The organism is Corynebacterium nasorum (assembly GCF_030229765.1).
Taxonomy (GTDB): Bacteria; Actinomycetota; Actinomycetes; order Mycobacteriales; family Mycobacteriaceae; genus Corynebacterium; species Corynebacterium kefirresidentii.
On sequence record NZ_JASPGY010000004.1, the window covers coordinates 85967 to 111801 of the forward strand.

At 58.6% G+C, this 25835-nt stretch carries 22 protein-coding genes; 10 read left to right on the forward strand and 12 right to left on the reverse strand.

The window, feature by feature from the left end:
* The first annotated feature begins 19 nt into the window (after positions 1-19).
* Together QP904_RS05350 and QP904_RS05355 are read left to right on the forward strand one after the other, a co-directional pair.
* Entirely contained in the window at positions 20-1828 is a 1809-nt protein-coding gene (locus QP904_RS05350) for an ABC-F family ATP-binding cassette domain-containing protein (RefSeq protein ID WP_023021951.1), read from the forward strand.
* Positions 1795-3528, forward strand: coding sequence for an alpha/beta-hydrolase family protein (locus QP904_RS05355; protein ID WP_200287920.1), 1734 nt, complete (start codon positions 1795-1797; stop codon positions 3526-3528). The genes QP904_RS05350 and QP904_RS05355 overlap by 34 nt, the downstream gene beginning before the upstream one ends.
* A gap of 4 nt (positions 3529-3532) precedes the next feature.
* Here the strand turns inward: QP904_RS05355 and QP904_RS05360 are convergent, their stop codons facing one another.
* Positions 3533-4447, reverse strand: coding sequence for an AEC family transporter (locus tag QP904_RS05360; protein WP_239205268.1), 915 nt, complete (start codon positions 4445-4447; stop codon positions 3533-3535).
* A gap of 167 nt (positions 4448-4614) precedes the next feature.
* Between QP904_RS05360 and QP904_RS05365 the strand changes: the two genes are divergently transcribed.
* Positions 4615-5205, forward strand: a complete 591-nt coding sequence (locus tag QP904_RS05365) for a hypothetical protein (RefSeq protein WP_200287916.1) — start codon at positions 4615-4617, stop codon at positions 5203-5205.
* 86 nt (positions 5206-5291) lie between these two features.
* On the forward strand, positions 5292-5615 hold the full coding sequence (locus QP904_RS05370) for a putative quinol monooxygenase (RefSeq protein WP_023021947.1): 324 nt from the start codon (positions 5292-5294) through the stop codon (positions 5613-5615).
* Positions 5616-5799: 184 nt separating this feature from the next.
* On the opposite strand, the gene QP904_RS05375 is transcribed toward QP904_RS05370, so the two are convergent.
* Together QP904_RS05375 and QP904_RS05380 are read right to left on the reverse strand one after the other, a co-directional pair.
* Positions 5800-9492, reverse strand: a complete 3693-nt coding sequence (locus tag QP904_RS05375) for an acyltransferase family protein (RefSeq protein ID WP_200287914.1) — start codon at positions 9490-9492, stop codon at positions 5800-5802.
* Positions 9493-9612: 120 nt separating this feature from the next.
* Entirely contained in the window at positions 9613-10410 is a 798-nt protein-coding gene (locus tag QP904_RS05380) for a Cof-type HAD-IIB family hydrolase (protein WP_023021945.1), read from the reverse strand.
* Positions 10411-10478: 68 nt separating this feature from the next.
* Between QP904_RS05380 and QP904_RS05385 the strand changes: the two genes are divergently transcribed.
* The gene (locus tag QP904_RS05385) at positions 10479-11522 is read left to right on the forward strand and encodes a 3-hydroxyisobutyryl-CoA hydrolase (protein WP_023021944.1); all 1044 of its coding nucleotides are present in this window, start codon (positions 10479-10481) and stop codon (positions 11520-11522) included.
* Here the strand turns inward: QP904_RS05385 and QP904_RS05390 are convergent.
* From QP904_RS05390 to QP904_RS05400, 3 genes are read right to left on the reverse strand one after another with little or no spacing between them, the layout of a single operon-like run.
* Positions 11499-12674 carry a DUF6882 domain-containing protein gene (locus QP904_RS05390; RefSeq protein WP_284835675.1) on the reverse strand — a complete coding sequence of 392 codons (1176 nt, stop codon included), beginning with the start codon at positions 12672-12674 and terminating at the stop codon, positions 11499-11501. The genes QP904_RS05385 and QP904_RS05390 overlap by 24 nt on opposite strands.
* A gap of 42 nt (positions 12675-12716) precedes the next feature.
* On the reverse strand, positions 12717-13316 hold the full coding sequence (locus tag QP904_RS05395) for a TetR/AcrR family transcriptional regulator (protein ID WP_239207993.1): 600 nt from the start codon (positions 13314-13316) through the stop codon (positions 12717-12719).
* A complete protein-coding gene (locus tag QP904_RS05400) occupies positions 13309-15687 on the reverse strand; it encodes an MMPL family transporter (RefSeq protein WP_284835676.1) in 2379 nt (792 codons plus the stop codon). Before QP904_RS05400 ends, QP904_RS05395 begins: the two co-directional genes overlap by 8 nt.
* A 231-nt stretch (positions 15688-15918) precedes the next feature.
* Here QP904_RS05400 and QP904_RS05405 point away from each other — a divergent pair, with 231 nt between their 5' ends.
* Positions 15919-16572: a hypothetical protein gene (locus QP904_RS05405; protein ID WP_284835677.1), complete on the forward strand. Its 654-nt coding sequence runs from the start codon at positions 15919-15921 to the stop codon at positions 16570-16572.
* Here the strand turns inward: QP904_RS05405 and QP904_RS05410 are convergent.
* Genes QP904_RS05410 through QP904_RS05420 form a run of 3 tightly spaced genes read right to left on the reverse strand, consistent with a single transcriptional unit; the run spans position 16569 to position 17859 of the window.
* Positions 16569-17108: a gamma carbonic anhydrase family protein gene (locus tag QP904_RS05410; RefSeq protein ID WP_284835678.1), complete on the reverse strand. Its 540-nt coding sequence runs from the start codon at positions 17106-17108 to the stop codon at positions 16569-16571. The two genes, QP904_RS05405 and QP904_RS05410, sit on opposite strands and share 4 nt — an antisense overlap.
* Before the next feature lie 20 nt (positions 17109-17128).
* Positions 17129-17506 carry a hypothetical protein gene (locus tag QP904_RS05415; protein ID WP_284835679.1) on the reverse strand — a complete coding sequence of 126 codons (378 nt, stop codon included), beginning with the start codon at positions 17504-17506 and terminating at the stop codon, positions 17129-17131.
* Between the two features lie 11 nt (positions 17507-17517).
* A complete protein-coding gene (locus QP904_RS05420) occupies positions 17518-17859 on the reverse strand; it encodes a hypothetical protein (protein WP_234288113.1) in 342 nt (113 codons plus the stop codon).
* 25 nt (positions 17860-17884) lie between these two features.
* Here QP904_RS05420 and QP904_RS05425 point away from each other — a divergent pair, with 25 nt between their 5' ends.
* Together QP904_RS05425 and QP904_RS05430 are read left to right on the forward strand one after the other, a co-directional pair.
* On the forward strand, positions 17885-18754 hold the full coding sequence (locus QP904_RS05425; RefSeq protein ID WP_259824449.1) for a patatin-like phospholipase family protein: 870 nt from the start codon (positions 17885-17887) through the stop codon (positions 18752-18754).
* 152 nt (positions 18755-18906) lie between these two features.
* On the forward strand, positions 18907-20472 hold the full coding sequence (locus QP904_RS05430; protein WP_259824448.1) for an aspartate-alanine antiporter-like transporter: 1566 nt from the start codon (positions 18907-18909) through the stop codon (positions 20470-20472).
* An 82-nt stretch (positions 20473-20554) separates the two neighbouring features.
* On the opposite strand, the gene QP904_RS05435 is transcribed toward QP904_RS05430, so the two are convergent.
* Positions 20555-22189 carry a peptide chain release factor 3 gene (locus QP904_RS05435; RefSeq protein ID WP_239207997.1) on the reverse strand — a complete coding sequence of 545 codons (1635 nt, stop codon included), beginning with the start codon at positions 22187-22189 and terminating at the stop codon, positions 20555-20557.
* Between the two features lie 24 nt (positions 22190-22213).
* The gene (locus tag QP904_RS05440) at positions 22214-23050 is read right to left on the reverse strand and encodes an SDR family NAD(P)-dependent oxidoreductase (RefSeq protein WP_239207998.1); all 837 of its coding nucleotides are present in this window, start codon (positions 23048-23050) and stop codon (positions 22214-22216) included.
* 80 nt (positions 23051-23130) lie between these two features.
* On the opposite strand from QP904_RS05440, the gene QP904_RS05445 reads away from it, so the two are divergent.
* Positions 23131-24483 carry a TrkH family potassium uptake protein gene (locus tag QP904_RS05445; RefSeq protein ID WP_023021932.1) on the forward strand — a complete coding sequence of 451 codons (1353 nt, stop codon included), beginning with the start codon at positions 23131-23133 and terminating at the stop codon, positions 24481-24483.
* Complete coding sequence (locus QP904_RS05450; RefSeq protein WP_023021931.1) at positions 24476-25168, forward strand: potassium channel family protein; 693 nt, start codon at positions 24476-24478, stop codon at positions 25166-25168. Before QP904_RS05445 ends, QP904_RS05450 begins: the two co-directional genes overlap by 8 nt.
* On the opposite strand, the gene pth is transcribed toward QP904_RS05450, so the two are convergent.
* Positions 25165-25812, reverse strand: a complete 648-nt coding sequence (pth, locus tag QP904_RS05455; RefSeq protein WP_284835680.1) for an aminoacyl-tRNA hydrolase — start codon at positions 25810-25812, stop codon at positions 25165-25167. The two genes, QP904_RS05450 and pth, sit on opposite strands and share 4 nt — an antisense overlap.
* Between the last annotated feature and the right edge of the window lie 23 nt (positions 25813-25835).

Below are 25835 nucleotides of genomic sequence, written 5' to 3' on the forward strand. Positions count from 1 at the left end.
ATTAAGATGGACACTCGTTATGGCAAACCTGATTAACCTCGAGCAAGTCAGCAAAACTTATGGATTAAAAACCCTTTTAGACGGGGTGTCCCTAGGTGTGCAAAGCGGCGATCGCATCGGCATCGTCGGCGTTAATGGCGGTGGCAAAACCACCTTGCTGGAGGTACTTACCGGCATCGAACCACCCGATGCCGGCCGCGTATCCCATACCTCTGATCTACGCATGGCCGTGGTCACCCAGCGCTTCGATCTACCCGATGAACTGACCATCGCCCAAGTCATTATCGAACCCCTCGAACTGGAAACCTATGAGTGGGCATCCAATGCCAAGGTGCGCGATGTCTTGGGCGGCCTGGGCATTGTGGATTTGGGATTGGATACCCCAGTTGGCTCACTCTCCGGTGGCGAGCGCCGCCGCGTGAACCTAGCCGCCGCGCTGGTACAGGACTTGGATCTCGTGGTGCTCGATGAGCCCACCAACCACCTTGACGTGGAGGGAGTGCAGTGGCTCGCAGATCACCTCCTTAAGCGCAACTTGGCCGTAGTCGTGGTCACCCACGATCGCTGGTTCCTCGACACCGTAGCCACGTGGACCTGGGAAGTCCACGATGGCGTGGTTGATACCTACGAGGGCGGCTACAACGATTGGACCTTCGCCCGCGCCGAGCGCGCCCGCCAGGCCGATGCCATGGAACAGCGACGCAAGAACCTCGCCCGCAAAGAGCTGGCATGGTTGCGTCGTGGCGCGCCTGCCCGCACGTCCAAGCCGCGCTACCGGATTGAAGCTGCCGAGGCGCTCATCGCAGACGTGCCGGAGCCGCGCAATAAGGTCGAGCTCATGGCCTTTTCTAAGCAGCGCCAAGGCCGCGTGGTCATCGAGCTTGAGGATGCCACCGTGAAGTCCCCAGACGGTCGCACCTTGGCGGATCACCTTACCTGGCGCCTAGCCCCCGGCGAGCGCATTGGTTTGGTAGGCGTCAATGGCTCCGGCAAGACCACGCTGCTGCGCACCCTGGCCGGCGAATACGAGCTGGCGGCCGGCAAGCGCATCGAGGGCCAAACCGTGCGCCTTGGCTGGTTGCGCCAAGAGCTCGATGACTTGGATCCGCAGCGTCGGCTTATCGACGCCGTCGAGGACGTTGCCACCTATGTCCAGCTCGGCAAAAAGGAACTTTCTGCCTCCCAACTTGCTGAGCGCCTAGGGTTTTCCGCCAAGCGCCAGCGCACCCCGGTGGGGGATCTCTCCGGCGGCGAGCGCCGCCGCTTGCAGCTCACCCGCGTACTGATGGCCGAGCCCAATGTGCTGTTGCTCGATGAGCCCACCAACGACCTCGACATCGATACCCTACAGGAACTGGAGTCTCTCCTTGACTCTTGGCCGGGCACGATGGTGGTTATCTCGCACGATCGCTACCTCATTGAGCGCATCGCGGACAATACCTATGCGCTCTTTGGCGATGGCAAACTCACCAACCTTCCCGGCGGCATCGATGAGTACCTGCGCAAGCGCGCCGCACTTGAGGCGCAACACAACTCCGGCGTGCTCAACTTGGGCGAAAAGAAGCCAGACAGCTCTGCTCCTAAGCCGGAAAAGAAGCTCTCTTCCCAGCAAGAACGTGAAATCACCAAGAAAATGAACGCGCTGGAGCGCAAGATGCACAAGCTCGAGAAGGCGGCCGCGCAGATTAATGAGAAGATGGCGACTGCCGCGGAAAAGGTCGACACTCAAGCCTTGACCGAGCTAGACGGAGAACTAAAGGACAACCGTAGCGCCTACGAGGAACTGGAGATGGAATGGCTAGAGTTGGGGGAGAAGCTCGAAGGGTAGAAGCCCGCATCGCCGATATCGTCGGCCACCTTGACCTGTGGGGCATTATCGGCGCTGCGGCGCTTTTTACCCTAGGCCTTACCCCATCCCTCCTGCCGCGTGACTGGCTCTACCAAGGGCTGGTCTCCGGCATTGCCGCAGGACTTGGTTATACGCTGGGTATTGCCCTCAAACACGTGTGGTACCGCCTCGTAGTGCGTTATGCGGCACCACGGTATTCCTGGCTCGATGCCACCACGTGGCCGCCCCGGCGCTACCGCCTTGCTTCTCGCATCGCCACCGGAGTTTTTGTGCTGTGGATGGTGGGCTTTGCGGTCTTCGCCGTGCGCTGGCAGCGTCAACTTGCAGATGCCCTCGCCGCCCCAGCGCCGACCATTGCCAGCTATCTTCTTGTGGTTCCGCTCGCTCTTGCAGTATTCACTGCTTTCCTTTTTATTCTGCGCGTGCTGCGCTTTTGTGTGCGTTGGCTCTCCAGCCACTTTCCCCACCGCTTTCGCGCCGCCTACCGCGTCGTGGGTGCGGTGCTCATCGTTGCCCTAGTGGGCACGTATACCGTGGAAAACCTCATCCCTGGCGCCATCGTTGGCGTGGGCGAGAGGATCTTTACCGCTCAAAACGCCGACCCCGATCCCGCCATGAAGCGGCCCATGTCCGCAGAGCGCAGTGGTTCCCCGCAGTCCCGTGTGGACTGGAACGGCGTGGGCCTGCAGGGCTCGCGTTTCCTTTCTTCCGGTGCGCACCGCGCGGAATTGGAGAAGGTAAGCGGAAAGCCTGCCAAGGAACCCATCCGCGCCTATGCCGGATTGGGCAATCGTGACTCGAATGAGGAGCGAGCGCAGCTGCTCATCGACGAACTCGAGCGCACCCACGCCCAAGACCGCAAAGCCCTGCTTCTCATTATGACCACCGGTACGGGCTGGGTGTCTTCCTATTCTGCTCAAGCCTTCGAACTACTCTACGGTGGCGATACCGCCATTGCGGCTGCCCAATACTCCGCTATGCCTTCCGCCCTGCACTTCCTATCGGGCGGTGGCCAGGTAGAGCGCGCCGGGGAAGAGTTCATCAACCCCATCGTGGACTGGTGGAACGGTCTGCCAGAACGCAAGCGCCCGAAGCTCTACTTATACGGCGAATCCTTGGGTACTACGGGCATCGAAGCAGCGTTTTCTGGAGTGCGTGATATTGCCAATTCTGTGGACGGAATCCTCCTTACCGGCCCGCCGCACTTCAATCGCCTGCGCACGCAATTTGTGGAAAGGCGTGATCCCGGATCCTCCGAAATTTCCCCCGAATACGCCGGGGGCCTCGTGGTGCGTTTTGCTAACGATGACGCGCAGGTACGCCAGTGGGGACCGGTGCCGGAAGAAGAGTGGGGACGCACCCGCATGCTCTATATCCAACATCCCTCGGACCCAGTGGCCTGGTGGTCTCCACAGATGGCTTTCAAAGAGCCGGATTGGATGCGCGAACGGACGCCGTATTCTGCCGAGCGCGTGATGCGATGGATGCCCATCATCTCCTCTCTCCAAGTGGCGGCCGATCTGCCCGGTGCAAAAGACGTTTCCGATGGGCACGGTCACAACTATGGAGCATCGGTACTTGATGGCTTTGCCGCCATCGCAGGTCCAGACGTGGCAGGAGCCATCGACCCCGATGAGCTACAGCACGAATTCGCCGCGCTCGACGTCGGCGTTTACTAGGTGTTTAGCCAAACAGGGCCGCGATCGCCAACATCGCCGGCAGCGAGAGGAAGGTCGTGAGAAAAACCGTATCCCGGGCTACGGTTTCTCCTACCTCATAGGTGGCGGCATAGTTGTACACGTTCTGTGCCGTGGGCAAGGCAGCCAGAATTAACGCAGCATACAACTCCGCGCCGTCAAGACCTAGCGCTGCACCAACGGCCAGCGCGATAGCGGGCATTCCCACCAACTTCAATACCGTCGCGGTAATGGTGGGCAGGCGGTCTTCCTCCAGCAGCGCGTCGCCCTTTAAAGAGGCACCAAAGCTCATGAGAATCATGGGGATAGAGGCGCCGCCCAGAATCTCCAGTGGCTTCATTATTACTTCCGGTACCTGCCACCTTGCCGCGGAGACTATGAATCCCGCCACCGCTGCCAACACTACGGGCGCGGTAACCCCTGAGACTACGGAGCGCCATATAGATTGCAGGCTTGTACCCTGCGCATTGAGCCCCGCGATGATAAACGGAGAAAGCACCGCCATTTGCAGAACTAAGGCCGGGATAGCATACGTGGCATCACCAATGACATAGGTAGCGATGGGCAGACCGATATTGACTGAGTTGTAATAGCTTGCCGCTGCGGCACCGGCCATGGTTTCGGCACCGCTGCGGGAAAAGAATAGCTGGCTACACAGCCAATACAACGCCATGGTGGCGATGGATGCAGCAGCTATAACAGCCACCACTGGGGACACGAAGGCAGAGGTATCGGATTTAGCCACGCTGGAGAAAATGAGTGCCGGCGTGGCCGCCCAAAAGGCCGTTCGATTGAATTGCAATCGTGCCTCGCCTTTGCCAATAACGCCCCTGTGCGCCAGCACAAATCCCACACCGATGACTACGAAAATGATTGCAAAACCGGTCAATACGTCCAGCAACAGTCAACAACCTTTCGCAGTACTAAAGAAAAATTCGCTGTGGGCAATTGTCCCATTATCTCTGTCGGTCATAAGACACGGGGGACCATAACAAAGTTGTATCGAAATGCCTGAGCACCACGGAAACGCCTTCCACACTGCTTGTGCTTTATGGCACGGTGGAGGGCATGAAGCTTTCTCACCGCGCAATCGTAGCCACCGTATCCACCGCTCTTGTCGTCACCGGTACTTCCACCGTGGCCTCTGCTCAGCCGGCCTTGCCGCCACAGATCCAGCAGGCTTCTTCGCAGGCTCAGCAGCTTTCTTCTGATCCTTTCGCCGCTTTAGAAGATTTCCGCCTCACCCTGCCGCCGCAGGCCTATGAGCTGGCTGAGAAGTACAATATCCCGCTGCCAGAATTCCTCGCCAAACCGGTGGGCCAGGCGCCCAAGGTTGCCGGCCAGCTAGGCGCCGCCACCACCGCCCACCTCGAAAAGGCTGGGCACCATAAAGATGCGCGTGCAGCGGCTATCGCCCAGGAATGGGCCAATCAAGGTGCTGCCGGCAAGCTTGAGTACAAGGGCGGCATTGCTCACGGTTTGAATCACAAGGACGAGGGCCAGGGCACAGTTCGTCGCCTTAGCGAACAGCAGGCGCAAGATCGCCTGAACTGGTTCAACCGCGATGTCCCGGTCAACGCTGCTCCCCAGCACGGCTTTGGCGTGGCAACCGCCTACGACGGGACCTACATCTATGTTGCGGAGTTCTTCCTCAACTAAACTTTTCCCCAAGCCTCGATTCCGCCGCGTTCTTAGCATTCATCTGCAACGATGACGAAGCCGCACGGCGCCGGTAGAATCGGGGCATGATTTTGATCAACGTACAGTTCCACGTCAAGCCCGAATACGCAGAGACCTTCCTCGATGAAATCAACTGGTACACCGAGGCCTGCAATGCAGAGCCGGGCTGCATCGACTTCAAGTGGTTCCGCGATCCAGAAGATCGTCAGCGTTTCTTGCTTCTGGAGTCCTACGCCGACGGCAAGGATGTCGAGCACGTCCAGAGCGAGCACTTCCAGCGCTCGACCGAGGAGTTCCCGAAGTACCTCGTGGAAACCCCAGACATCATTAACGTCCATATTGACGGCCGCACCGGCTGGGACAAGATGGGCGAATTTTCCGTCGACTAATCCTAAAGAGAAAAGGCTCGTCCTCTACCACGTGGTAGAAGACGAGCCTTTTCCTTTAGCTCACTACCCTTCGCGCTCACTGTGGTCGTTGCTATCCGTGGAGCACGAGCCCTCCGTGAGCGCGAAGGGCGGGGGAGGGGCTAGGCGCTTGCCGACGCCGTTACCTCCCCATATTGCCTTTGCCTTACTGCGGCACGCACTGCGAGGACACGGTCTTGTCGTATTTCGAGTACTGCTGCAGAGCATCGTAGAATGCGTCCGAGTACTCGCCGGTGCGCTCTGGCATTGGGTGAACACCATCGGAATAGAGGATTGCGGGGTCGCTCTGAGCGTGTCCGCACCAGTCAGCGACGTATACATTGTCGTATTCTTTGGCTGCGTCGAGGACATCCTGCTGGGACTGGGACATCCATTCACGGTCACCATAGGGTACAGCCATGACAACGGTGCGGTCTTTGCCGATGATATCGAGAGCTTCCTTGATCTGATCCGGGAAGGCAGGGCCATTGGTACCGAACCCGAGGAAGACGGTATCGCGCAGCTTTCCGGAATCCTTGAGCTGCTGCAGAATCTGAATGCCTGCAGTGTAGTGGCGGGATACGTCTGCGTCGACGTAAATCTGCGGGAAGCGTTGTTTGAGGGCGCCGCTAGAAGCCAGCATCACTGAGTCACCGATGGCGGTAATGTCCTTGCCCTGCGGCATGGGGCGGGTCTTCGTATTCTTCGAGTCATCCTTGTCGGCGTCGCCCGCGACAGGCGGCTGCGGGGCAGCATCATTAGGTTGAGCCGGAGCATTGTTGCTGCTCTGGTTCTGCTGCTGAAGCTGCTCTAATTGCTGCTCCAACTCGGTCTTATCGCTGGAGTTAATTACGCCGTAGACTACCCCGGCCACCGAGGCGATGACGAGGAACGGGACTACCGGCCACATGGTTTTGCCAAATCCGTCGCGCAATTCGCTAAAACCTGGGCGGGACGACCAGTAGGTGTTCCATGTCTTCTTATAGCCGCCGCGGCGGAAAGGATTCTCAATGAACTGGTAGGAAATCTCGGACAGTAGCAGCGAAATAGGTACGGCCACCAGGCCCAGAATCCACGATTTATCGGAATTCTGGTTGCCCTCGAAAAGCGCCTTGAGCATCATGATGACCGGCCAATGCCAGAGATATAGCGAAAAGGACCGCTGACCAAACCAGCGCATGACCTTGGTCCTAAATAGCGGGGTCATAGGACCGTATTCGCGGACCACGCCCCACACCATAAGGACACCGAGCACGCTGGTGAGGAAGAGCCCACCGCGGTAGGTGAACTCCGCGTCATCCGGCATGAGGAATAGCTGCGCACCGTAGCCGATGAGAGCCAAAGTGCCGATGACTCCAGCGATGCGGGATTCAGCCTTGCCCGCCGCGGCCCAAGAATCGGCCTGTGGATTCGATTGGGTAGAAGTCATCAGGAGAGACAGCACGGCGCCAGTGAGCAGGCCAAAAGCGTGGGTGTCTGTGCCGTAGTAGACACGCGTCGGGTCCTCACCGGGCACGAAGATAAGCGCCATGGCCACGGCGGATCCGAGGGCTAAAAGCGTGGACACGAGGATAGGAAGTCGGCGCGGCTTATGGCGAGAAATGAGGAAAATGCCCGTGATAAGGAGCGGCCAAATTACATAGAACTGCTCTTCCACGGCCAGCGACCAATAGTGGGCAAAGACCTGAATCTCATTGTCCGCGAAGTAGGACTGGGAGGTCGCAATCTGTGTCCAGTTATTGACAAAGAACAAAGTGCCCAAGAACTGTTGGCGCAAGCCCACCGCTAAGTCCCCGCCGATCCATGCCACCAGTGCGGTGCACATGACGAGAACTGATACTGCGGCTGGGAGGATACGCCGGAATCGTCGCACCCAGAAGTCCTTCAAGCTAATCCTGCCGGAGGTACGGAATTCACGCACCAGCAACGAGGTGATGAGGAATCCGGAAAGGACGAAAAAGAGGTCAACGCCCAAGTAACCTCCGGGAAGGAGGGCAGGGAAGAAGTGATAGAGCACCACGGCAATGACCGCGAGGCCGCGCAGTCCGTCAAGCCCCTTGACCTGGCGGAGGCGGGCATGGCGCTTCTTCTTGACTACCTTGCTCTCCGGCGGTGTCGCCAGCGCCTCAGGGTCCTTGGTCTGTTTTTGAAGCGGATATTTGGACTTGCCTTCTGACTGCCCAGCCGGAGCCTTCTGAGGTGCAGGTTTATTCGCAGCCGCTGGTGCCTGCGTCGCCACAGCTTGGGCCTTTTTCTTATCGGACGCTGGTTGCTGTGACTGGGGCGACTGCGCGTTTTCGCGCTTCTTCTCTGCGGCGGTAGCGGCTACCGCACCCGAGCCCGCGATGGCGCCCTCAGCCGCGGACTTGCCTGCCTTGGCAGATGCTCCCTTAGAAGCAGCTTGGGGCTTTACCTGCTTCGGCTGAGGCTGTTCAGGCTGTTGCTTATCCTTTGACTTCTGGGCAGCGCGTGCTGGATTTTGCTGAGCCGGGGTGGGAGTGCCTACCTGTTGTGACTTTCGGGCCAATCCGCGGCTGATATCGTTTGGCTTTACCTGTGGACGCAGCTTTGTAGCCTTCTTGGCCTTGCCCTGTGGCATAGACTCCTTGGGCCGTGGCTGCTGTCCCTGCGGCTGCTGCTTGTGGAGGTTGGTTTGTGAAGGGCTGCCTTGCTGAGGCTTTGCTGGCGCTGCCTTCTCCTCCTTGGCGGCGGATTTATTCTGAGCCGGCTTAGTTTGCTTTTGGGGAGCGTTCGCTGCGCCCTTTGGGGTGTTTTCCTGTGGCTTTGGGGCAGTGGTGCCCTTCTTCGGCGCTGGGGCGTTCGATGATGCTGCTGGGGCAGACTTCTGCTGTGGTGCCGTAGGCGTGCGCGATGAACTTTTGCCTTGAGATGGCTGGGAACGATTAGAAGGCTGAGCCTTCTTCTTAGGTGATGATGGCTGTGGCTTGGACTGTTCCTTTGTCGGGTGTGTCTGTACGCGTTTCTGTGGGCCTGGCTTGTGCGTTTGCTGTTTACTTGGGGACGGCTTGGTGGTGGCAGGCTTGGGCTGTTGCGGATGGGATTTTTGTTGTGCGGCCGGTTTAGAAACCGTCTTTGCTTCAGTTGCGGACGAGCGCGGTGCCGCCGCTTTCTGGGAAGCCTTTTTTGCGCTAGGCGGAGTGGATGGCTTGGGAGGCTGCGCTGGCTTTTGCGTGGCAGGCCGAGCCTGCTGTGAGGGCCTTCCGGTCTCTTGCCGAGAAGGCTTTGCGGCAGGTTTAGGGGAAGCACCACGGGCAGAGTCGTCTTTTGAGGCGGCCTGGGTAGGCGGGGTACTAAAATTCGCACCGCGGCGTGGACGCTGAACCGGCTCATGTGCGTTGCGCTGTGGCTTCTTTTCCGGCGCGCGCGATTCTGCCTGCTTCTTTGTAGCTGCTTTAGGAGAAACCCCTGGCGCGTCTTGCTTGGCGCCGGCAGGCTTAGGCGCAGACTTTTGAGTGGCAGGCTTGGCCTTTGGCTCCTTGGCTGCAGGTGTCTGCGCGGACCGCTTAACCTGTTGCGGTTGAGCGGAATTGGTCTGAGAAGCGTGCGGTTTCGCGGTGCTGGGGCGGGGGGTGCCCTCAGCCGCGGGTTTGGCCTCGGGGGCCTTTGTAGGCTTCTCCTTGGCTTGGTCCTTGGACTTGCCTTGCGGCGTCGTGGGCTTTGCACCGGTGGTGGACTCGGTGTTGTCTGATTTTTGGGGCGCGGAGGCCTTGTTCTCAGAAGGGCGAGATGTACTGGTGGAGCCAGCTTTGGGCTTTACTGCCTGATAGACCGATGGGCGTGGTTCATCTGAACGCCCAGGTTTCTTCTTGCCCAGCAGTGAGCGCAAAATCTGCTTCACAAAAACTCCCAAAGCACTACGTATATTTTCTAAACGGACTATTTTAGCCTGCGTACGAGGTTTTCTCCCATGAGGGTGAAGTAAAGAAGCGGCACGCGGGCCGGAGACGAAAATTCGATTCTAGGACTCTTCGCTGTCAAAAAGCTGACGCAGGACTGTCATGACACCAAATTCGGTATTGGGTGGGGCTATGAGATCGGCGATTTCTTTCAATTTTGGGTGCGCATTTTCCATTGCGATAGCAGTGCCGGCCTCGCGGAGGAGCTCGTAGTCATTCAGGAAATCGCCGAAGGCGGCGGTGCGAGACATGGGAACCGCGAGGAGCTCGGCCATGGTGTGTAGCGCTTCGCCTTTATTGACGCCCGCGGCCATGACGTCGAGCCAGACGGCGCCGGAAATGGCGATATTGTGCTCCGGAACGGCCGCGAGGAGAGGCTGGTGGAGGTGCTTTTCGCTGCCGTCGGCGCAGTAAGCCGCGATTTTGATGATGTCCGCGTCGAGAAGGGCACCGAGGTCATCTACCCATTCCACTGACCTGTAGTACTTGGAAATTTCTGCGCGGGCCTGCTCATCGGCGCCCTTGTGGACAAAAGCGGTATCTGGGGTACACAGCACGACGGTATGCGCGGCGTCGACAGTGCGGAGAGCGGCAACGGCAGCGCGGACTGCCGCGGTGGGCAGGGTAGTAGCGCTAATGACCCGATTATCGTGCACGACGACGGAGCCATTTTCTGCAATGAAGGTATCTTCATGCGGAAACATTTCTTGCAGGGTGGCAAGCTGGCGGCCCGAGGCAGGGACAAGGGTGACGCCGAGCTGGCGGGCGCGGGTGCTGATCGCGGAAAAATCTGGTGGAAGTTGGCCGTTGCCGTCCAGTAGGGTGCCGTCCATATCCAGGGCGATGAGCTGTGGGAGCAAAATCCGAACCTATCTGTGAATCAATCAATGGTGGCTAAGGGGGTGAGCTGTGTGTCACACTAGGGGGTATGACCAACGCTTCACCCATCGTGTCCTCAATCCGTAACCATACCGGAGTGATTGAACTCAACCGTCCCAAGGCTCTCAATTCCCTCACCCCGGAGATGGTAGAACTCATCGCGGCGTCGCTAGCGCAGTGGCGTGAAAACGATGAGGTGGAGCAGGTGCTTTTTCTCTCGGCCAGCCCAAAGGCATATTGCGCCGGTGGTGACGTCCGCTATGCCCGCGAAAGGGTCCTGGAAGGAAAATTAGGCGAAGTCGACACGTTCTTTGCGGATGAATACACCTTAAACGGCGATATCGCGGAGTATCCCAAGCCAGTTATCGCGCTCATCGATGGCATCGCTATGGGAGGTGGCCTGGGTATCTCCGCCCATGGATCCCATCGAGTAGTTACGGATAAGACCTTTGCTTCTATGCCAGAGATGAATATCGGCTACGTCACCGACGTAGGCATGGCCTATGCCGCCCAGCGCGCGGTGGGAACGCGCGGAAAGGCCTCGCCCGAGCTAGCGAAGTTCTGGGGTATTACCGGGTATCGCATGTACGCCGCAGACCTCCTGTGGAGTGGGTTGGCCACTCACTACGTGGCAGACGCAGAGGCTTTTGCTCACGCGGTAATTGAGCAGGGCATGGCCGCAGCGCTAACCCAGCACGCCACCGAACCCGCGGGTGAGCCCGCTTTGATTGAGCTTATTGATTCCATCGAAGACGCCTTCTCCCACGAGACCTGGCAGGATATCACCGCGGCCTTGGATAGTCACCCAGAGCTCAAGCAGCTGGTAGGGGAGCTGACTGCGCAGGCCTGCCCCACCTCTATCGTCGCAGCCATGGAGCTATTCCGCGCCGAGCAGGAGTGCAGCAGCGTGCGGGAGGCGCTGGACATGGAAACCAATCTGGGCGCCTTTATGTATCGGCGGGCGGACTTCGCCGAGGGAGTGCGTGCGGTTTTGGTAGACAAAACCAACGATGCAGCGTTTGAGCCAGCTGCGCTTGACGACGTCGACGTGGACGCCATCCGCAGCGCCCTACACGTCCACCCCGCGAAATGACGCGTAGGCGGCGCGGGCACGATCTGCATCGAGCCAATCGGGAGGGCTAACTTCTAACGTTGCCGCTGTGGCGGTGGGCGTAGGCTTGGGCAAGTGCAGCTCCGGCGCATCGAGGAGGACGAGGCCCACGCGGCCGTCGGAAAGCGTAGTGCCAGCCAGCGTCCAGATGCCAAGGATAGGCAAAGCCAGGTGGGGCAGTTGTTGCCTGCGCGCCAGCTGGAGCGGAAGGTGTGGGCGAACCAACTCGGGGACGACCTCGTTCATGCCAAAGCGTGCCAAACTGCCTGCCCACCGGGCGGCCGCAGAGTCCTTAAGCGAAGGATCGGCCCAAGCCCAGGTGAATTCCTCAGCGGATATGGTGGCTATAAGCACCGCCTTCGCCGCAAACTGCCCACCGCGATAGGACACGGTAGCGGTGGCCTTGTCTACATCGAGGTCAATTGTGGCGGCGGGGAAACGGCCCTGGAAATAGAGTTGGTTCTCCACACCGAGATAAAAGGCATCCTCGAGGATGCTGGTGGCGCTAAAACCCGGGGTGATGCTGGAAATCTTGTGCACGCCGTGGTCGGCTGGTTCGAAACACACCGTGGTGCCATCGGAAAAATGCACGTACGGCTCTTCCTCGGTGGAGTCCATGTCCAAGTAACGAGCAAGGGTGAGGGTAGGGGCCTTTTCATCCTCGTCCGCTCTGCTGTGCCGCAGGCCGTGCAGCAGGGCCTGGCGAAACTCCAGGCGAGGGTGAAAATCTACCGCAACGATAGCCACGTGCTCACCCTGCTGGGCCCGAAGTATCGGCATATTGCCCACGATGAGGGAAGCTAAAGCAATCATGCTTTCAGGGTCTCTCGTCATCGAGATACTCTGTGGCAAATCAGCACAATTCTCGGTGGCCGTGGTGGTCCAGTGCCAGGTGTCGGCAGAAATGACGGCTAGCCGCACGCCACGGAAATCAGAAACCTGCTGCGTGGAACTTATCCTCGCCTCCACTAGCTGATCGGTGACAAAATCGCCTTTACCATCCGTGGAGGGGCCGAGGAAATTAAATTCCACGTCGGTCGCCTTCCCAATGCGGTCTTGAAATGCGGCATTAACGCCCGCCTGAATGAAGCGGGCGTTATGCGCGGTGCTCGATAAAGGGGCTTTCTTATCCATAACTACTGCCGAGCATACGGATTAAAGCGCCCATTAGGCTAGCTAGTCGATGGCGCGCACGGCAGCAAAGGCCGTGCGTACTATCTCATGCTTGGCGTGAGCACTCAGTGATTCTTCGGCCTGGGAGCGGCGGTGGATTTCTTTCATGCTCACCGCGGCGGCGCCCGCACAGGCCTGGAGGATGACCGCGACCTCAAAGCGCGATTTATCCGGAACGCGTTGGTGGAAAGCTTCCAAAACCTGCTCGGATACGACCTGGAATTGTTGGCGCTCTTCGGTGGTATGGCTCAAGTTTTCTAAAGCCTCGCCGATAGTGAAAAGAGAGGTGATGGAATGCAACTCTTTTCCTTCATTTTCGGTGGCATCGAGCGTTACCTGTTCGAAGAATTCAGAAATGGATGAGTTAGGAAAGACGGTGGGCACTTCCTTAGAAAACTCGGCAAGCACATTGGTGCCAAAGGACAACAGCGCATCAGAAACCGAGGAGAAGTAGTTATGGAAGGTGCGCGGGGAAACCCCGACGGCGGCAGTGATGCCTGAAACCGTGGCAGCTTCAGCGCCACCCTCGAGGACGAGGCGCGCTGCCGCATCGGCCATGGCCTGACGAGTAGCTCGCTTCTTTTCTTCGCGCAGACTAGTCACGGTGTGTTTCGCCTACCTTTTCTCGTTGGGTGCGCAAGAGCTCTTCGCGCTTAGAGTGCAAAGCCTCTCCCTCGATATCCATGTTTGGGGTGATCTTATCCAACCAACGCGGGAACCACCATGCCTTCCTATCCAGCACGAACATGGTGGCCGGGATGATCATCATGCGGACCACGAAGGCGTCGATAAGCACGCCAGCAGCCAGGGCAAAGCCCATGGTCTTAATAAACGGCTCATCCATCAAAATGAAGGCGGCGAAGACCGAAATCATAATCAGGGCCGCAGCGGTTACCACGCGGGCGCCATGCTTAAAGCCATTGGAGGTAGCGTTGCCAGCCGTCTTGCCATTGACAAATCCCTCGCGCATGCGGGTGACCAAGAAAACCTGATAGTCCATGGCCAGGCCGAAGGTAAGGCCGATGAGCATGATGGGCAGGAAGGAAAGAAGCGGCTGCGGGTCATCGACGATGCCGAACATACCCTCCTGCCAAATAGCTACGGTGATGCCGAAGGTGGCAGCCATGGAGAGCGCGAAGCCGGCTGCGGCGATAAGCGGCACCCAGATGGAGCGGAAGACCAGCATCAAGACGATAAAGGCCAAGCCCAGCACGATGGCTACATAAGGAATGAGTACGTTATTGAGGCGCTCAGAAATGTCATCGAAGATGGGGGTGATGCCGGTGATGCCGTAGGAGCCACCGGTCGTTTCAAACTCACCCTGGTAATCGCGCAGGTGGTTGAGGGTCTCGGTGGTTTCTTCATCGGTGGCGCCAGTGGTTGGCGTGATCATGATCTGTGCAGCATCACCGTTGTCAGTGGTCTGCACGATCTGGGCGTTTTCTACACCCGAAGTGCTATTGAATTCCTGCAGCAGGTCCTGGAACGCCGGCATGCGATCCTGTTCGGACACGTTAGCTACGTCAACGAAGGCGATCATTGGCGCATTGCGGCCTGGGCCAAAGGCATCTGCCGTAATCTCGTAGGCCTCGCGCTGCGGGGTACCCGGCCTCGCGGTGCCATCGGTGGGCATGGCCAAGCGCAGCTGGGCGAATGGTACGGCCAGGATGCCCAGCAAGACGACGCCGGCGATAAGATGCAGCCACGGATGGGCGCGCACACGGCGCACCCAACGCAGACCCATGGTGGGCTTTTCGTCCTCTGGGTCCGGCACCTTGGGGCCGGGGACGCGGCCGGCAAAAATCTTGGTGCCCAAAAGTCCCAGCAGGGCAGGGATAAAGGTATTGGCAACGAGCACTGCGATGATGACCGTTGCTGCCGCGGCGATCGCCATGGTGCCCAGGAACGGGATGCCGATGATGGTCAGAGCGGCCAAGGCAATGACCACGGTGGTGCCGGCGAAGACGACGGAACCGCCCGCGGTACCCAGCGCCATGCCCATGGCGTGAGCACGGGTGGCCTTATCCATCTTCTTGAGCTCTGCGGCTAGTTCCTTAGGCGAGAGATCATTGAGGCCAGAAGAGGTAATGAGCTCATTGCGGAAACGGTTAACAATAAATAGTGCGTAATCGATGCCGACCGCCAAGCCGATCATGGAGGCCAAGGTCGGGGTCATATCGGAAATGGTATCCGTGAATACGGTGGATACCTGCACGCCAAGGATGCCGATGCCCACACCAATGATGGCGGAAATGAGCGGCATGCCGGCGGCGACGAAGGAACCGAAGGTAATCAGCAGCACGATTGCGGCAACGATAAGGCCGATAATTTCGGCGCTGCCACCCATCTCTTGACCAGCGGAGTTAAAAGCATTGCCCTGGTACTTGACCGTGAGCTCGCCCTCGTCGTACTTTTTCAACACATCCGTTACCGCAGTCATATCCTCTTCCGGGATGTCCATGACAGCATCGGCGTCGAACGTAATAGTGACGGTACCGGTAGTTTTATCCTCGCTGAGAGGGGAGAGCTGTTGCAGGTTCTTCTTCACCTGCTCCTCCGGCATGTGCTGGGCCTTCATTTTTTCGCCCATTTGCTTTTCCATGCCAGCGGCGGCCATAACCGGGCTGACCAGCTTGTCTTGGTCCTTGAGCGCACCGGTGTCCTTGAGGTCACCGAGGAGGTTATCCACCTCGCCGGCCACCTGCTTATCGGTGAGGTCTTTGCCCTCCGGTGCTTGGATAACCACTGTGCCCTCGGGAGCGCTCATGGCGTCGGTGTCTTGGCCAAAGCGCTCCATCATCTTGTCTTGGGTGGTGGTCGAATCCATCTCCGGCATGGAGAAGTTGGGGTTCGGCGACTTGGCAAAGCCGGCGGTTAGGCCCACCATGGCCACCAAGACGATAAGCCAAAAGACCAGGAAGGGCCATACCTTGCGGTATGACCAACTTCCTAGTCGGTAGAGAAATTTAGACATATGCGTGCTTTCTAGTCGAGTGAACGGGCAATGTTATGCGCGCGGATAAGCGCGGATATGCGATCCGCGAGCAAAGATTACATTTCATAAGAAACATTGCACAGTCTATGCAAAATTACTGAGTGTACGCAAAGGTACGTGTGGTGCATCATAAATTGACGCTATCGAGAGATAAAACATTCAATCTCTGCAGCGTCGGAGATTTCGGCGTGGAGCGGTAGACTATCCGGCATGCTCCATGCCGTTAGTTTCGCCCTTTTGGATTCCGTTAATGCCTTGCTTATTGGCATCCTTGTGGCCATCGGCATCATCTTGCCCCGCGGTAAGTACCGGCGCATCGCCGCATTGGTGGTGGTAGGAGATTGGGTCGGGGTGCTCGTTGCAGCGGCCGTGGTTATGTTTTTGCTGCTTGGGGTAAAAGATCAAATTGAGGCCATTTTGAGCTCGCCCATTGCCGGCTGGGTGCTTGTCGCAGTTGGCATCGCCGTGGCTATCGGCTCGTGGCGCTCCAAAGGGCAACCCAACGCCTTGGTCAACCGGCTACTAGAACCATTGCGCACGCCGTCGCTGATTACGGCACTCATCGGCTTTGTGATGGGTGTGGTGCAATCACTGACCTCGGTGCCTTTTTATTACGGGCTCATGCATTTGGCCACAGAAGATATTTCTCCGGCAGCACAATATGGAGGCCTAGTGTGGTATGCCAGCCTAGCGCTATCCTTGCCCACCATCTGCGGCCTATTTATCGCTGTGGTGCGCGCACATCCCGATTCGGCGGCGGGCAGGCTTTTTGCCGCTGCCCGAGCCAATAGCACCCAAGTGGCGCTCTTTGGCGGTTACCTCGTGGCGATCTTTCTCATCCTCATGGGCGTAGTGTCGCTTTAATCAAAGAGGACTTCATCCAGGCTTAATGCCTCATTGGATTGGCGCTGGGCGCACTCCACGTAGCGCGCCGCGTGTGGGATGAAGGCTTCCGATTCTTCTGCGCTGAGTTCGCGGCGGACCTTGGCCGGCACGCCGACGGCGAGGCTGCGGGGCGGAATGTTTGTGTCTTCTAGTACCACGGCACCGGCGGCGATAAGCGAGCCCGCACCTATAGTGCAGCGCGAAAGTAATGAGGAGGACATGCCCACTAAAGAACCTGACTCTACGTGTGCGGCGTGGACCATTGCCATGTGCCCCACCGTGACATCATCTTCCAGTACGCAGGGGGTATCTTCTTCCACGTGGAAGACACAGTTGTCCTGAATATTGCACCGCGCACCGATCCGAATTTCCCCAACATCACCGCGCAGCACGCTGCCATAAAACACGGAGGATTCCGGGCCGATTTCAACGTCTCCAATGATGGTGGCATTAGGGGCAATCCACGCGCTGCGATGGATGCGTGGCTTCTTTCCAGCAAAGGGCAACAGGAGCATGTGCGGATTCCTTTCAAAAGTTATTCGACTACTAAAGCCAAGGCGGGGGAGAGCTCATATTCGCCGGGGCGGGGAAGGTGGTCTAAGAGGGCGTCGGCAAGCGCGGGCGTAAGCGGAATAACCCAGCCGCGCCGGGGATCCTTGATGGGCAGGGCATCCTTCTTCGCAGTCGGGAAATGAACCGTTGCGGTGGGAGAAACCAGGGTGGCCGACTCGCGGGAGCGGGCTATCTCGCGCAGAACCTCCGCGCCGGGCTGATTGGTGACCACTATGATCAATGAGCCGGCGGTGTGGATTTCCAGCCTTTCCACCTGGGCAGTGGGGGCAGTGGAATCGGGGTGCGCTAAGCGCGGGGACTGCGTGCCGGTGAGCCGAGCAAGTGCATCTTTTAATCCCATAAGCCTCTAGCCTAGTGAGCGCGCACGGTAACGGTGTGGCCGCGCTCTAGATCGAAGTAGGTGCGTTGTCCCGTGGCGGCAACGTGCTCGCGAGCGAGAGATTCGTCTTGGGTAACCGACGTAGCAAAAAATACTAAAGGGCCGCCTGGGTGGCGCCAGGTACTGAAATAGCGTGCGCCCTCTCGCCTGGCTCGTGCGAGGGCTGTGCGTATCGCGTCCGGAGTGGGCTCATCTGCTTTCAGTAGCGCCGTTGCGGTAGGGGCGTAGGCAAACCCGGTGCGGGGTTGCTGGCCGGTTTCGATATCGAAGGTGCCTTCCTCGTCCGCGAGTAATTGCCGGAAAATGCGCTTCATTGGGTCCAGCGTAGTATGGGGCATCATGATTGACGCTAAGAACACCGCACTCGTTATCGAAGGCGGCGGCATGCGCAATTCCTATACCGCCGCCTGCATGGTTAAGCTCATCGAAGAAGGCGTGGACTTTGGTTGGGTAGGCGGTGTTTCAGCCGGGGCATCCCACACCGTTAATTATTTATCGCGCGATGCTCGGCGTGCGGAAGAGTCGTTTACGGACTTTGCCAAGAATCCTAGTTTTGGCGGTGTGGGGTCGCTGGTGCGTGGAACGGGCTATTTTAATGCGGAATATATCTACGAGCGCGCCGCGGATAAGGACCTGCCTTTTGATTGGACGGCTTACCGCGAGCACCCGGCCGATATGGTGCTGGCGGCAGCGCGGGCGGATACCGGCGAGTCCGTTTATTGGACTCGCGAGGATGTCCACACCCCAGAGGATCTTTTTGTGCGGGTGCGAGCCTCTTCCACGCTCCCGCTGATTATGCCGATGCGTTTTATTGACGGCGCTCCCTATGTCGACGGCGCTTTAGGCTCTTCCGGCGGCATTACCATCGCGCAAGCGGAGGAGGCCGGCTACGAGAAGTTCCTTTTCATCGGTACTAAGCCGCGTGGGTATGTACGTCCTGAGGTGGCGCGCCCGGCCTTAATCCGCCGCATCTTCCGCAGGTACCCCGCTATTGCCGACGCCCTGATAGCCCGCCCCGCTATCTACAATGCCGCCAAGGACCGCCTTGTGGAATTGGAACGCCAAGGCAAGGCCCAGCTATTTTTTCCGGAGGACATGCAGGTCGTCTCTACCGAGCGCAATGTGCACAAGCTGAGCGCGAATTATCAGGCGGGCAAAGCCCAGACCTATACGGAGTGGCCGCGGTGGAAGGAATTCCTCCTCGACTAGTTCACTTTGGATAGTTGCTGTGAGATGTACCGCTGCTGGGGGTGGTCGGTCGACGGTGAAACTGGTCTAAGCAGTAGCGATGCCGAGTGCAGGCTTTGAAGAAAGTGTCTTTCACGTGGCACTTTGCTGGAAAATGCCTAAACTATTCCAGCGTGTTAGCAATTTTTGATGGAAATATATGGCTGAGCATCTTTTTCATAGTGCTGCTCGGCACGTTATTTGGCATGATTCCTTTCGGGCCGCTGCGCTTTGGCGCGGCCGGCACGCTTTTTGTGGGTTTGGCCCTCGGCTCGTTTATTGACCTGGACAAAGACATCCTAAGCTCCCTGCAAGAGCTGGGCTTGGGACTCTTTATTTATATGCAGGGGCTCTCCGCTGGTGAGCGCTTCTTCAAGGGCTTTTCCAAGCAGATGAAGCACATGCTCACGGCGGCCATTGCGATTGTGGTGGCTGCGGGCGCAGCCCTCCTCTTTGGTGGCATGCTGGGGCTGGATACCTTGGCTTCCGTTGGTGTATTTGCCGGCGCCACGACCTCGACGCCGTCGCTGGCAGTTGCCCAGCAACAAACCGGTGAAGAGCTACCCGCCGTGGGCTACTCGCTGGGCTATCCCGTGGGCGTGGCGGTGGCCATTTTGGTCGTGGCATTCCTGCTCAAGCAGAATTGGCCCGCCAAGCACGATAAGGATAATTCTGCCTCCAAGATCTTCCGTTCCCGCACCATTCGCGTTACCAAAGACGTGAACTACGATGATTTGGAAGAACAGTTCAAGGATCACTTTGTTATCGCTACCATTCGCCGCGGTAATAAGGTCCGGGTTGCCGGCGATCGCCCCGAATTGCACAAGGGCGATATCCTGCGCGTGATGGTCACCAAGGCTAAGGCCCGTGAGCTCACCCAAATGCTGGGCAAGCGCCAGCCGCAGACTCCGTTCGTGGATAAGCGCCTGGTCATCGAAACCGTGGCGGTATCTAACCAGGATATTGCCGGTCGCACCGTAGAGGAGTTGAACCTGTTTTCTCGCTATGGCGGCCGCATCGTGCGCGTACAGCGTGGCGACGAGGAGTTCCTAGCCAATAATGAAACCCACTTGGCCTCTGGCGATACGCTGGAGCTCATCGTGAAGTTTGACCGTTTGGGCGATATCCGGGATTACTTCGGTGACTCCGTTAAGTCCTACTCCGAGTTGAACTGGGTGGCACTAGGCGGCGGTCTTTTCTTGGGCTACCTGCTCGGCCAGGTCGTAGTACCGATGCCGGGAGGCGCTTCCTTCGAACTGGGCTTTGCACTCGGACCGCTGATTACCGGCCTGATCCTCGGCGCGCTGCACCGCACCCGCCGCATCCCGTGGCAGGTTCCGGCCTCCATTAATACCGCCTTCCAGCAGTGGGGCCTCGTCATCTTCTTGGCATCCGTGGGCCTATCTTCTGGTGAGGCATTCCTGTCCACCGCATTCTCCTGGATGGGGCTGAAGTGCATGATCCTTGCTGCCATTGTTACCTCGGTGGCTGCTGTGTTTTTCGCCGTGGCGAATCGCTTCATGGGGCAATCTGAAACTCGCACCGTCGGCGGACTCTCCGGCATTTTTGCCCAGCCAGCCGTAGTCAATTACGCCACGGGGCTTAGCTCCGACTCACGTATTATGATCGGCTACGCCGCCACGATTGTGGTGGCACAGGTGGTCAAAATCGCCGTTGTCCCAGTGATGTTGATGCTTTAACCGGGCAACCGAACAAGGCCGCTTCCCAAGAATGGGAAGCGGCCTTTTGCTTGTCTTGTAGAGAAAAGAAAGCAGTGCTGCTTTAATCCGCCACCAGCGTTTCCATGGTCAGCTCTGGGTGTTCTTTCTCAATGAAGGCGAGCTTCCACTTGTCACCAAAGAGCGCGATGAGCTCGCCGTCTTGGCGGGTGAAAATTTCCACGCCACGCTGACGGCCAAGCTCTGGGGCGGATTCGGCATCGGTGCGGCGAGCTACGGAATAGGGGATAGGCTCGGTGACGGTTTCCACGTTGTATTCGAACTCCATGCGGGCCTGCATAACCTCGAACTGCATGGGGCCGACCGCCGCCATGACCGGCGAGGCATCGCCACGGGCTTCGTTCTTGAGAATCTGAACCACGCCCTCGGCTGCTAGCTGATCCAGGCCCTTGCGGAAGGCCTTGTACTTGCCCAGCGACTTCGCGCGCAGAATCTGGAAAGCCTCCGGGGCGAATTGTGGCATCGGCTTGAACTGGACCTTTTTGCCGGAATAGATGGTGTCACCAGGGGCGAGTGAGCCGGCGTTGACCAGACCCACGATATCGCCGGGATAGGCGGTGTCCACGGTATCGCGTGTGCGGCCGAAGACGGTCAGGGCATACTTGGTGGAAAAGCTGCGGCCAGACTGGGCGTGGTGCACCTGCATGCCGCGCTCAAACTCGCCGGAGACCACGCGCATGAAGGCCAAATTATCGCGGTGCTTTTGGTCCATGCCTGCCTGAACCTTAAAGACGACGCCGGAGAAATCATCGCTTACTTCGCGGACCTCATCGATAGCACTGGTGGCAGCCTCAACCGCTTTAGGATCAGATTCGCGCGAGTGCGGGGCCGGGGCAATGGCACACAGCGTATCCAGGATTTGGTGCACACCAAAGTTCAGCATCGCAGAGGCAAAAATGAGTGGGGAAGTCACGCATTGCTCAAAAAGCTCCTGATCATGCAGGGCACCATCGGCGGCGAGGAGCTCGGCCTCTTCGACCGCGGTTTCCCATACATCTGCTTCCTTCTCACCGGCGGCATCCGGATCGAAGTGCTCTTCTGGAGCAATGGTGGAACCGCCAGCGGTGCGGATAAAATGGATATACTCATCGGCCTCGCCGTCGTCATTGATATGCGCCAGACCGCGGAAATCACCGGCTATGCCCACCGGCCAGTACAGCGGAGTGGGCTGCAGCTGGATTTCGTTGACGATCTCATCGACGAGCTCCAAGGGCTCGCGGCCTACACGGTCCCACTTATTGATCACGGTGACGATGGGCAAGCCGCGGGCCTTGCAGACGCGGAAGAGCTTGAGGGTCTGGGGCTCGAGGCCCTTGGCGGCGTCGATAAGCATGACTGCCGCATCTACCGCGGTGAGCACGCGGTAGGTGTCTTCCGAAAAGTCCGCGTGGCCTGGGGTATCAACCAGGTTGATCATGTAGGGCTCGCCCTCGTGTCCCTCGGGCGCATACTCGAACTGCAGCGCTGAGGAAGCCACGGAAATACCGCGGTCCTTCTCCATGTCCATCCAGTCAGACACGGTGGACTTGCGGTTGCCCTTGCCGTGGACCGCGCCGGCCTCGTTAATAACGTGTGCGTGTAGCGCCAGCGCCTCCGTCAGCGTGGACTTACCAGCATCCGGGTGGGCGATGACGGCAAACGTGCGGCGGCGCGAGGCCTCAGAAACGACAGAACTCATGCGGCATAGTCTAGTGGGTTTGCGCTACCACTCCACATTGAGGCGGCGCCCCAAATCATCAAAGACGCGGCGGGCTACCGATAGCTTCTTCGCAATGGGACGCTGCAGGCCGGGTTTGCGCTTGTCGTTGTAGTATTCGCCGGATTCGAAGTGGATGCCTTCCGTGCCGGTCAGGTAGTAAGCGAGGTTATCGCCGCCTTCGGCAGGCTTGCCAAAGGTTTTGCCGATCAGTCCGGAATATATTTTGGACATCATGCCAGTCGAGGACTTGGAGAAGTCCGTGGCCAGCACGCCCGGGTGGAAAGAGACTGCATTAAGCCCGTGGGCATCGAAATAGCGGGTAAGCAGGATATCCCCCAACTTCGCGTTGCCATAAGCACGCTCGGGGCTAAAGCGCTCCACAGTATCGGGATAGTTTGGCTCAAAGTAGGACATGAGAAAATTGGCCAGCGAAGCGGTCTGGACCACGTTGGCAGAATCTGCGCGCAGCTTCTCGCGCAGCAAAGAGGTCAACAGGAAAGGCGCAACCACGTTGACCTGCCAGGTGCGCTCAAATCCATCAGCAGTGGTGGAGGGGCCATCGAAAATGCCGCCAGCATTATTGCCTAGCGCATGGATATGCTCCAGCTCGCTCAACTCTCCAGCCAGGCGGCGCACCTGCCCCAAAGACTCGAAATCGGCAAGGAAGTACTGGCCGCCCACTTCCTGTGCCACCGCGCGAGTCTTTTCCGGGTTGCGGCCAATAATAACCAGGTTGTCTTGCGGGCGGGTGCGGTGCAACTGGCGTGCGGCCGCGGCGCCCAGCCCGCCCGATGCGCCCGTAATCACAATCGTCTTGGCAGTGCTATGTGGCGAAGTCATAGCCCCAATCTTAACTTCGCGGCGGGGGTGGTGCCTGCTAGCAGTTTCCTTGCACCCCAAGCAGGTCTATACTTCCGCTCGTGAAACATCTGCTTTCCATACGGCAGTGGGGACCGGCGCGCTTAACCGCCGCCGGCTTTCTTTTGCTCATTTTGCTGGGAACGGTTTTGCTCATGCTACCGTTCGCCGAGGCCGGCACCGCCCGCGCTTCTTTTCTGTCTGCGCTTTTTACCGCTACGTCTGCGGTATCGCTAACCGGACTTATCGTGGTGGATACCGGTAGTTTTTGGAGCCCGGCCGGCCAAGTGATCATCTTGGCACTCATCCAACTGGGTGGCTTGGGCATCATGTCCCTGGCCTCGCTATCCGGCCTGCTTTTTACCGGCCGGATTAGCTTCAAAGCACGCAAAACGGGCGCCTATGAGGGGCGCCCCATTGCTCCTGGCGGAATTCGCAAGACGCTGATTTTTACCTTTGCCTTTACCGCCGTGGCAGAGATCATCATCGCTCTCATCGTGGCTGCGCGGTTGATGATTGGCTATGGTCATTCCTTTCCGCGCGCGGTATGGGAAGGCATCTTTCACGCCATTTCTGCATTCAATAACGCGGGATTTAGCACCAATAGCGATAATCTAGTGCCCTTTGTTGCCGATGCCTGGATTCTGCTGCCCTTAGCCGCCGCGCTGATCGGTGGCGGCTTGGGATTTCCGGTATGGGCGGAGCTGGTGCGCCTCGTGCGCCGCAACCGTTACGTGGTCCACCGCATCTCCATTACCGCGCGCATGACTCTGGTTGCTACGACCGTGCTCTTGGTAGCGGGTGCGGTCTTTTTCGCCTGCATGGAATGGACCGGACTGTTGTCGTCCATGTCGCTGGGAGAAAAATTGCTCAACTCTTTCTTTGCCAGTGCATCTCCGCGCACGGCCGGCTTTAATGCCATCGATTACGGGCAGGCTCACCCCATTACCCTGATGGGCACCGATATTTTGATGTTCATCGGCGGCGGGTCTGCCGGTACCGCCGGCGGCATCAAGGTCACCACCGCGTGCGTGCTCTTGGCGGCGATGGCGGCTGAGTTCACTGGGCGCGAAACCACGACCATCGGGCACCGCAGCCTTCCGCGCTCGGTAACCCGCCAGGCCCTGGCTTTGAGCTTTGCCGGAGTCATGGTGGTCACACTCGGCGTGGCGGCCCTGCGCTTTTTTGATCCGGAATTCAGTGGTGACCAAGTCTCTTTCGAAGTACTCTCCGCATTCGCTACGGTGGGTTTGTCCACCGGAATTACCGCCAGCCTATCTGCACCCTCGCAGATAGTGCTGTGCCTCATCATGTACCTGGGCCGTGTTGGCCCAACCACCTTGGTAGCGGCGCTGGCGGCAAAAACCGTAAGTCGGCGTTTTAGCTATCCCGAAGAAAGGCCGTTCCTTGGCTAATATTCTCAAGGCGCTGGGCCGCACCCGCGCCGGCATCGATATTCCACCCGTCGTCGTCATCGGCTTGGGACGCTTTGGCTCCTCGCTAGCCCATGAGCTGATGGCCAATGGCGTTGAGGTCCTTGGCATTGACTCCAGCGAAAAGCGCGTGCGCGAAGAAGCGCCTTACCTCACTGAGACCATTGCGGCAGATACTACTGACCCGGAAGCCTTACGTCAGCTGGGCGTGGAGGAAGTCGAGCGCGTCATCGTTGCTATCGGCTCCCACCTAGAAGACTCCATTCTTACCGCGTCTAACCTGGTGGAGCTGGGGGTGAAAGATATCTGGGCCAAGGCAGATTCAGAGGCGCATGCGCGCATTTTGAGCCAGATTGGCACCCACCACGTCATCCGGCCAGAGCGAGATACGGGTCGCCGCGTCGCCTACCTTTTGGGCGGGCGTTTCCGGGATTTTGCGGAGATTGCCACCGACTATGGCGTGACCCAGATGGCCGTTCCTAGCTCATTGGTGGGCCGACCGCTCGACCTTTCCGCCATCTGGCGCACCCACCGCGTGCAATTGGTTTCGGTGCGCTGTGCGGAAGGGCAGTGGGCCCCACTTGCCGACGCCACCGAGCTCGCCCCCACCGATTTCATCGTCGCCGCCGGCAGCCCGCAGGCCCTAGAGAAATTCTCCCAGTGTTAACGCGAGTGAATTTGGTTTTGGGCCTTGCCTAGCCCCTCGGTGACGATGAGTCGGGCGGATTCGGCCGCGGTAGCAATGGCGGTGTCGAATCCCGTGCCGGCATCAACTGGGCCAAGCACGTAGTCCGGAATCGACGAGCCCTTGGGCGGCCGCGCAATGCCAATTCGTATACGCAAGTAGTCGCGCGTGCCTAAGCGCTCGGTGAGGGACTTGAGTCCGTTGTGCCCGTTTTCATTGCCACCCTGCTTGAGCCGGACCTTATTGGCCGGCAGATCGAGCTCATCGTGGAGGACAATCACATGGTCTGGAGCGATTCCTAATTGCTGCGCTAGCGGTGCTACAGGATCCCCCGACAGGTTCATAAAGGTGCCCGAACGCACGGCAAGTACTTTATGGCCCTCCCAATTAAGCGGAGCTGCCTGGACATCCATCCCGCGCACCGGTTCGAGGACATCTCCGCCTGCAGCCAGTAGATCGTCGATGGCCATATAGCCCACATTGTGGCGGGTAGCGGCATACTTCGCGCCGGGGTTGCCCAAGCCCACGATAAGCCAGTCTGCCTCCAGATCATTCGGATTGAGCCCCGGTTGCGTCTTTTTTCCTGCGCCAAAGATCCGCGCGAAAAAATCTCCTAAATCTGCCACTGCGCTAGCTTCCTCTCTCGGTA

What these genes read in the sequence shown, in the direction of transcription:
- QP904_RS05350 (WP_023021951.1), top strand. Translation starts at nt 20, where the DNA reads ATGGCAAACCTGATTAACCTCGAGCAAGTCAGCAAAACTTATGGATTA.
- QP904_RS05355 (WP_200287920.1), top strand. Translation starts at nt 1,795, where the DNA reads ATGGCTAGAGTTGGGGGAGAAGCTCGAAGGGTAGAAGCCCGCATCGCC.
- QP904_RS05365 (WP_200287916.1), top strand. Translation starts at nt 4,615, where the DNA reads ATGAAGCTTTCTCACCGCGCAATCGTAGCCACCGTATCCACCGCTCTT.
- QP904_RS05370 (WP_023021947.1), top strand. Translation starts at nt 5,292, where the DNA reads ATGATTTTGATCAACGTACAGTTCCACGTCAAGCCCGAATACGCAGAG.
- QP904_RS05385 (WP_023021944.1), top strand. Translation starts at nt 10,479, where the DNA reads ATGACCAACGCTTCACCCATCGTGTCCTCAATCCGTAACCATACCGGA.
- QP904_RS05390 (WP_284835675.1), bottom strand. Translation starts at nt 12,674, where the DNA reads ATGGATAAGAAAGCCCCTTTATCGAGCACCGCGCATAACGCCCGCTTC.
- QP904_RS05400 (WP_284835676.1), bottom strand. Translation starts at nt 15,687, where the DNA reads ATGTCTAAATTTCTCTACCGACTAGGAAGTTGGTCATACCGCAAGGTA.
- QP904_RS05405 (WP_284835677.1), top strand. Translation starts at nt 15,919, where the DNA reads ATGCTCCATGCCGTTAGTTTCGCCCTTTTGGATTCCGTTAATGCCTTG.
- QP904_RS05410 (WP_284835678.1), bottom strand. Translation starts at nt 17,108, where the DNA reads ATGCTCCTGTTGCCCTTTGCTGGAAAGAAGCCACGCATCCATCGCAGC.
- QP904_RS05415 (WP_284835679.1), bottom strand. Translation starts at nt 17,506, where the DNA reads ATGGGATTAAAAGATGCACTTGCTCGGCTCACCGGCACGCAGTCCCCG.
- QP904_RS05420 (WP_234288113.1), bottom strand. Translation starts at nt 17,859, where the DNA reads ATGAAGCGCATTTTCCGGCAATTACTCGCGGACGAGGAAGGCACCTTC.
- QP904_RS05425 (WP_259824449.1), top strand. Translation starts at nt 17,885, where the DNA reads ATGATTGACGCTAAGAACACCGCACTCGTTATCGAAGGCGGCGGCATG.
- QP904_RS05435 (WP_239207997.1), bottom strand. Translation starts at nt 22,189, where the DNA reads ATGAGTTCTGTCGTTTCTGAGGCCTCGCGCCGCCGCACGTTTGCCGTC.
- QP904_RS05440 (WP_239207998.1), bottom strand. Translation starts at nt 23,050, where the DNA reads ATGACTTCGCCACATAGCACTGCCAAGACGATTGTGATTACGGGCGCA.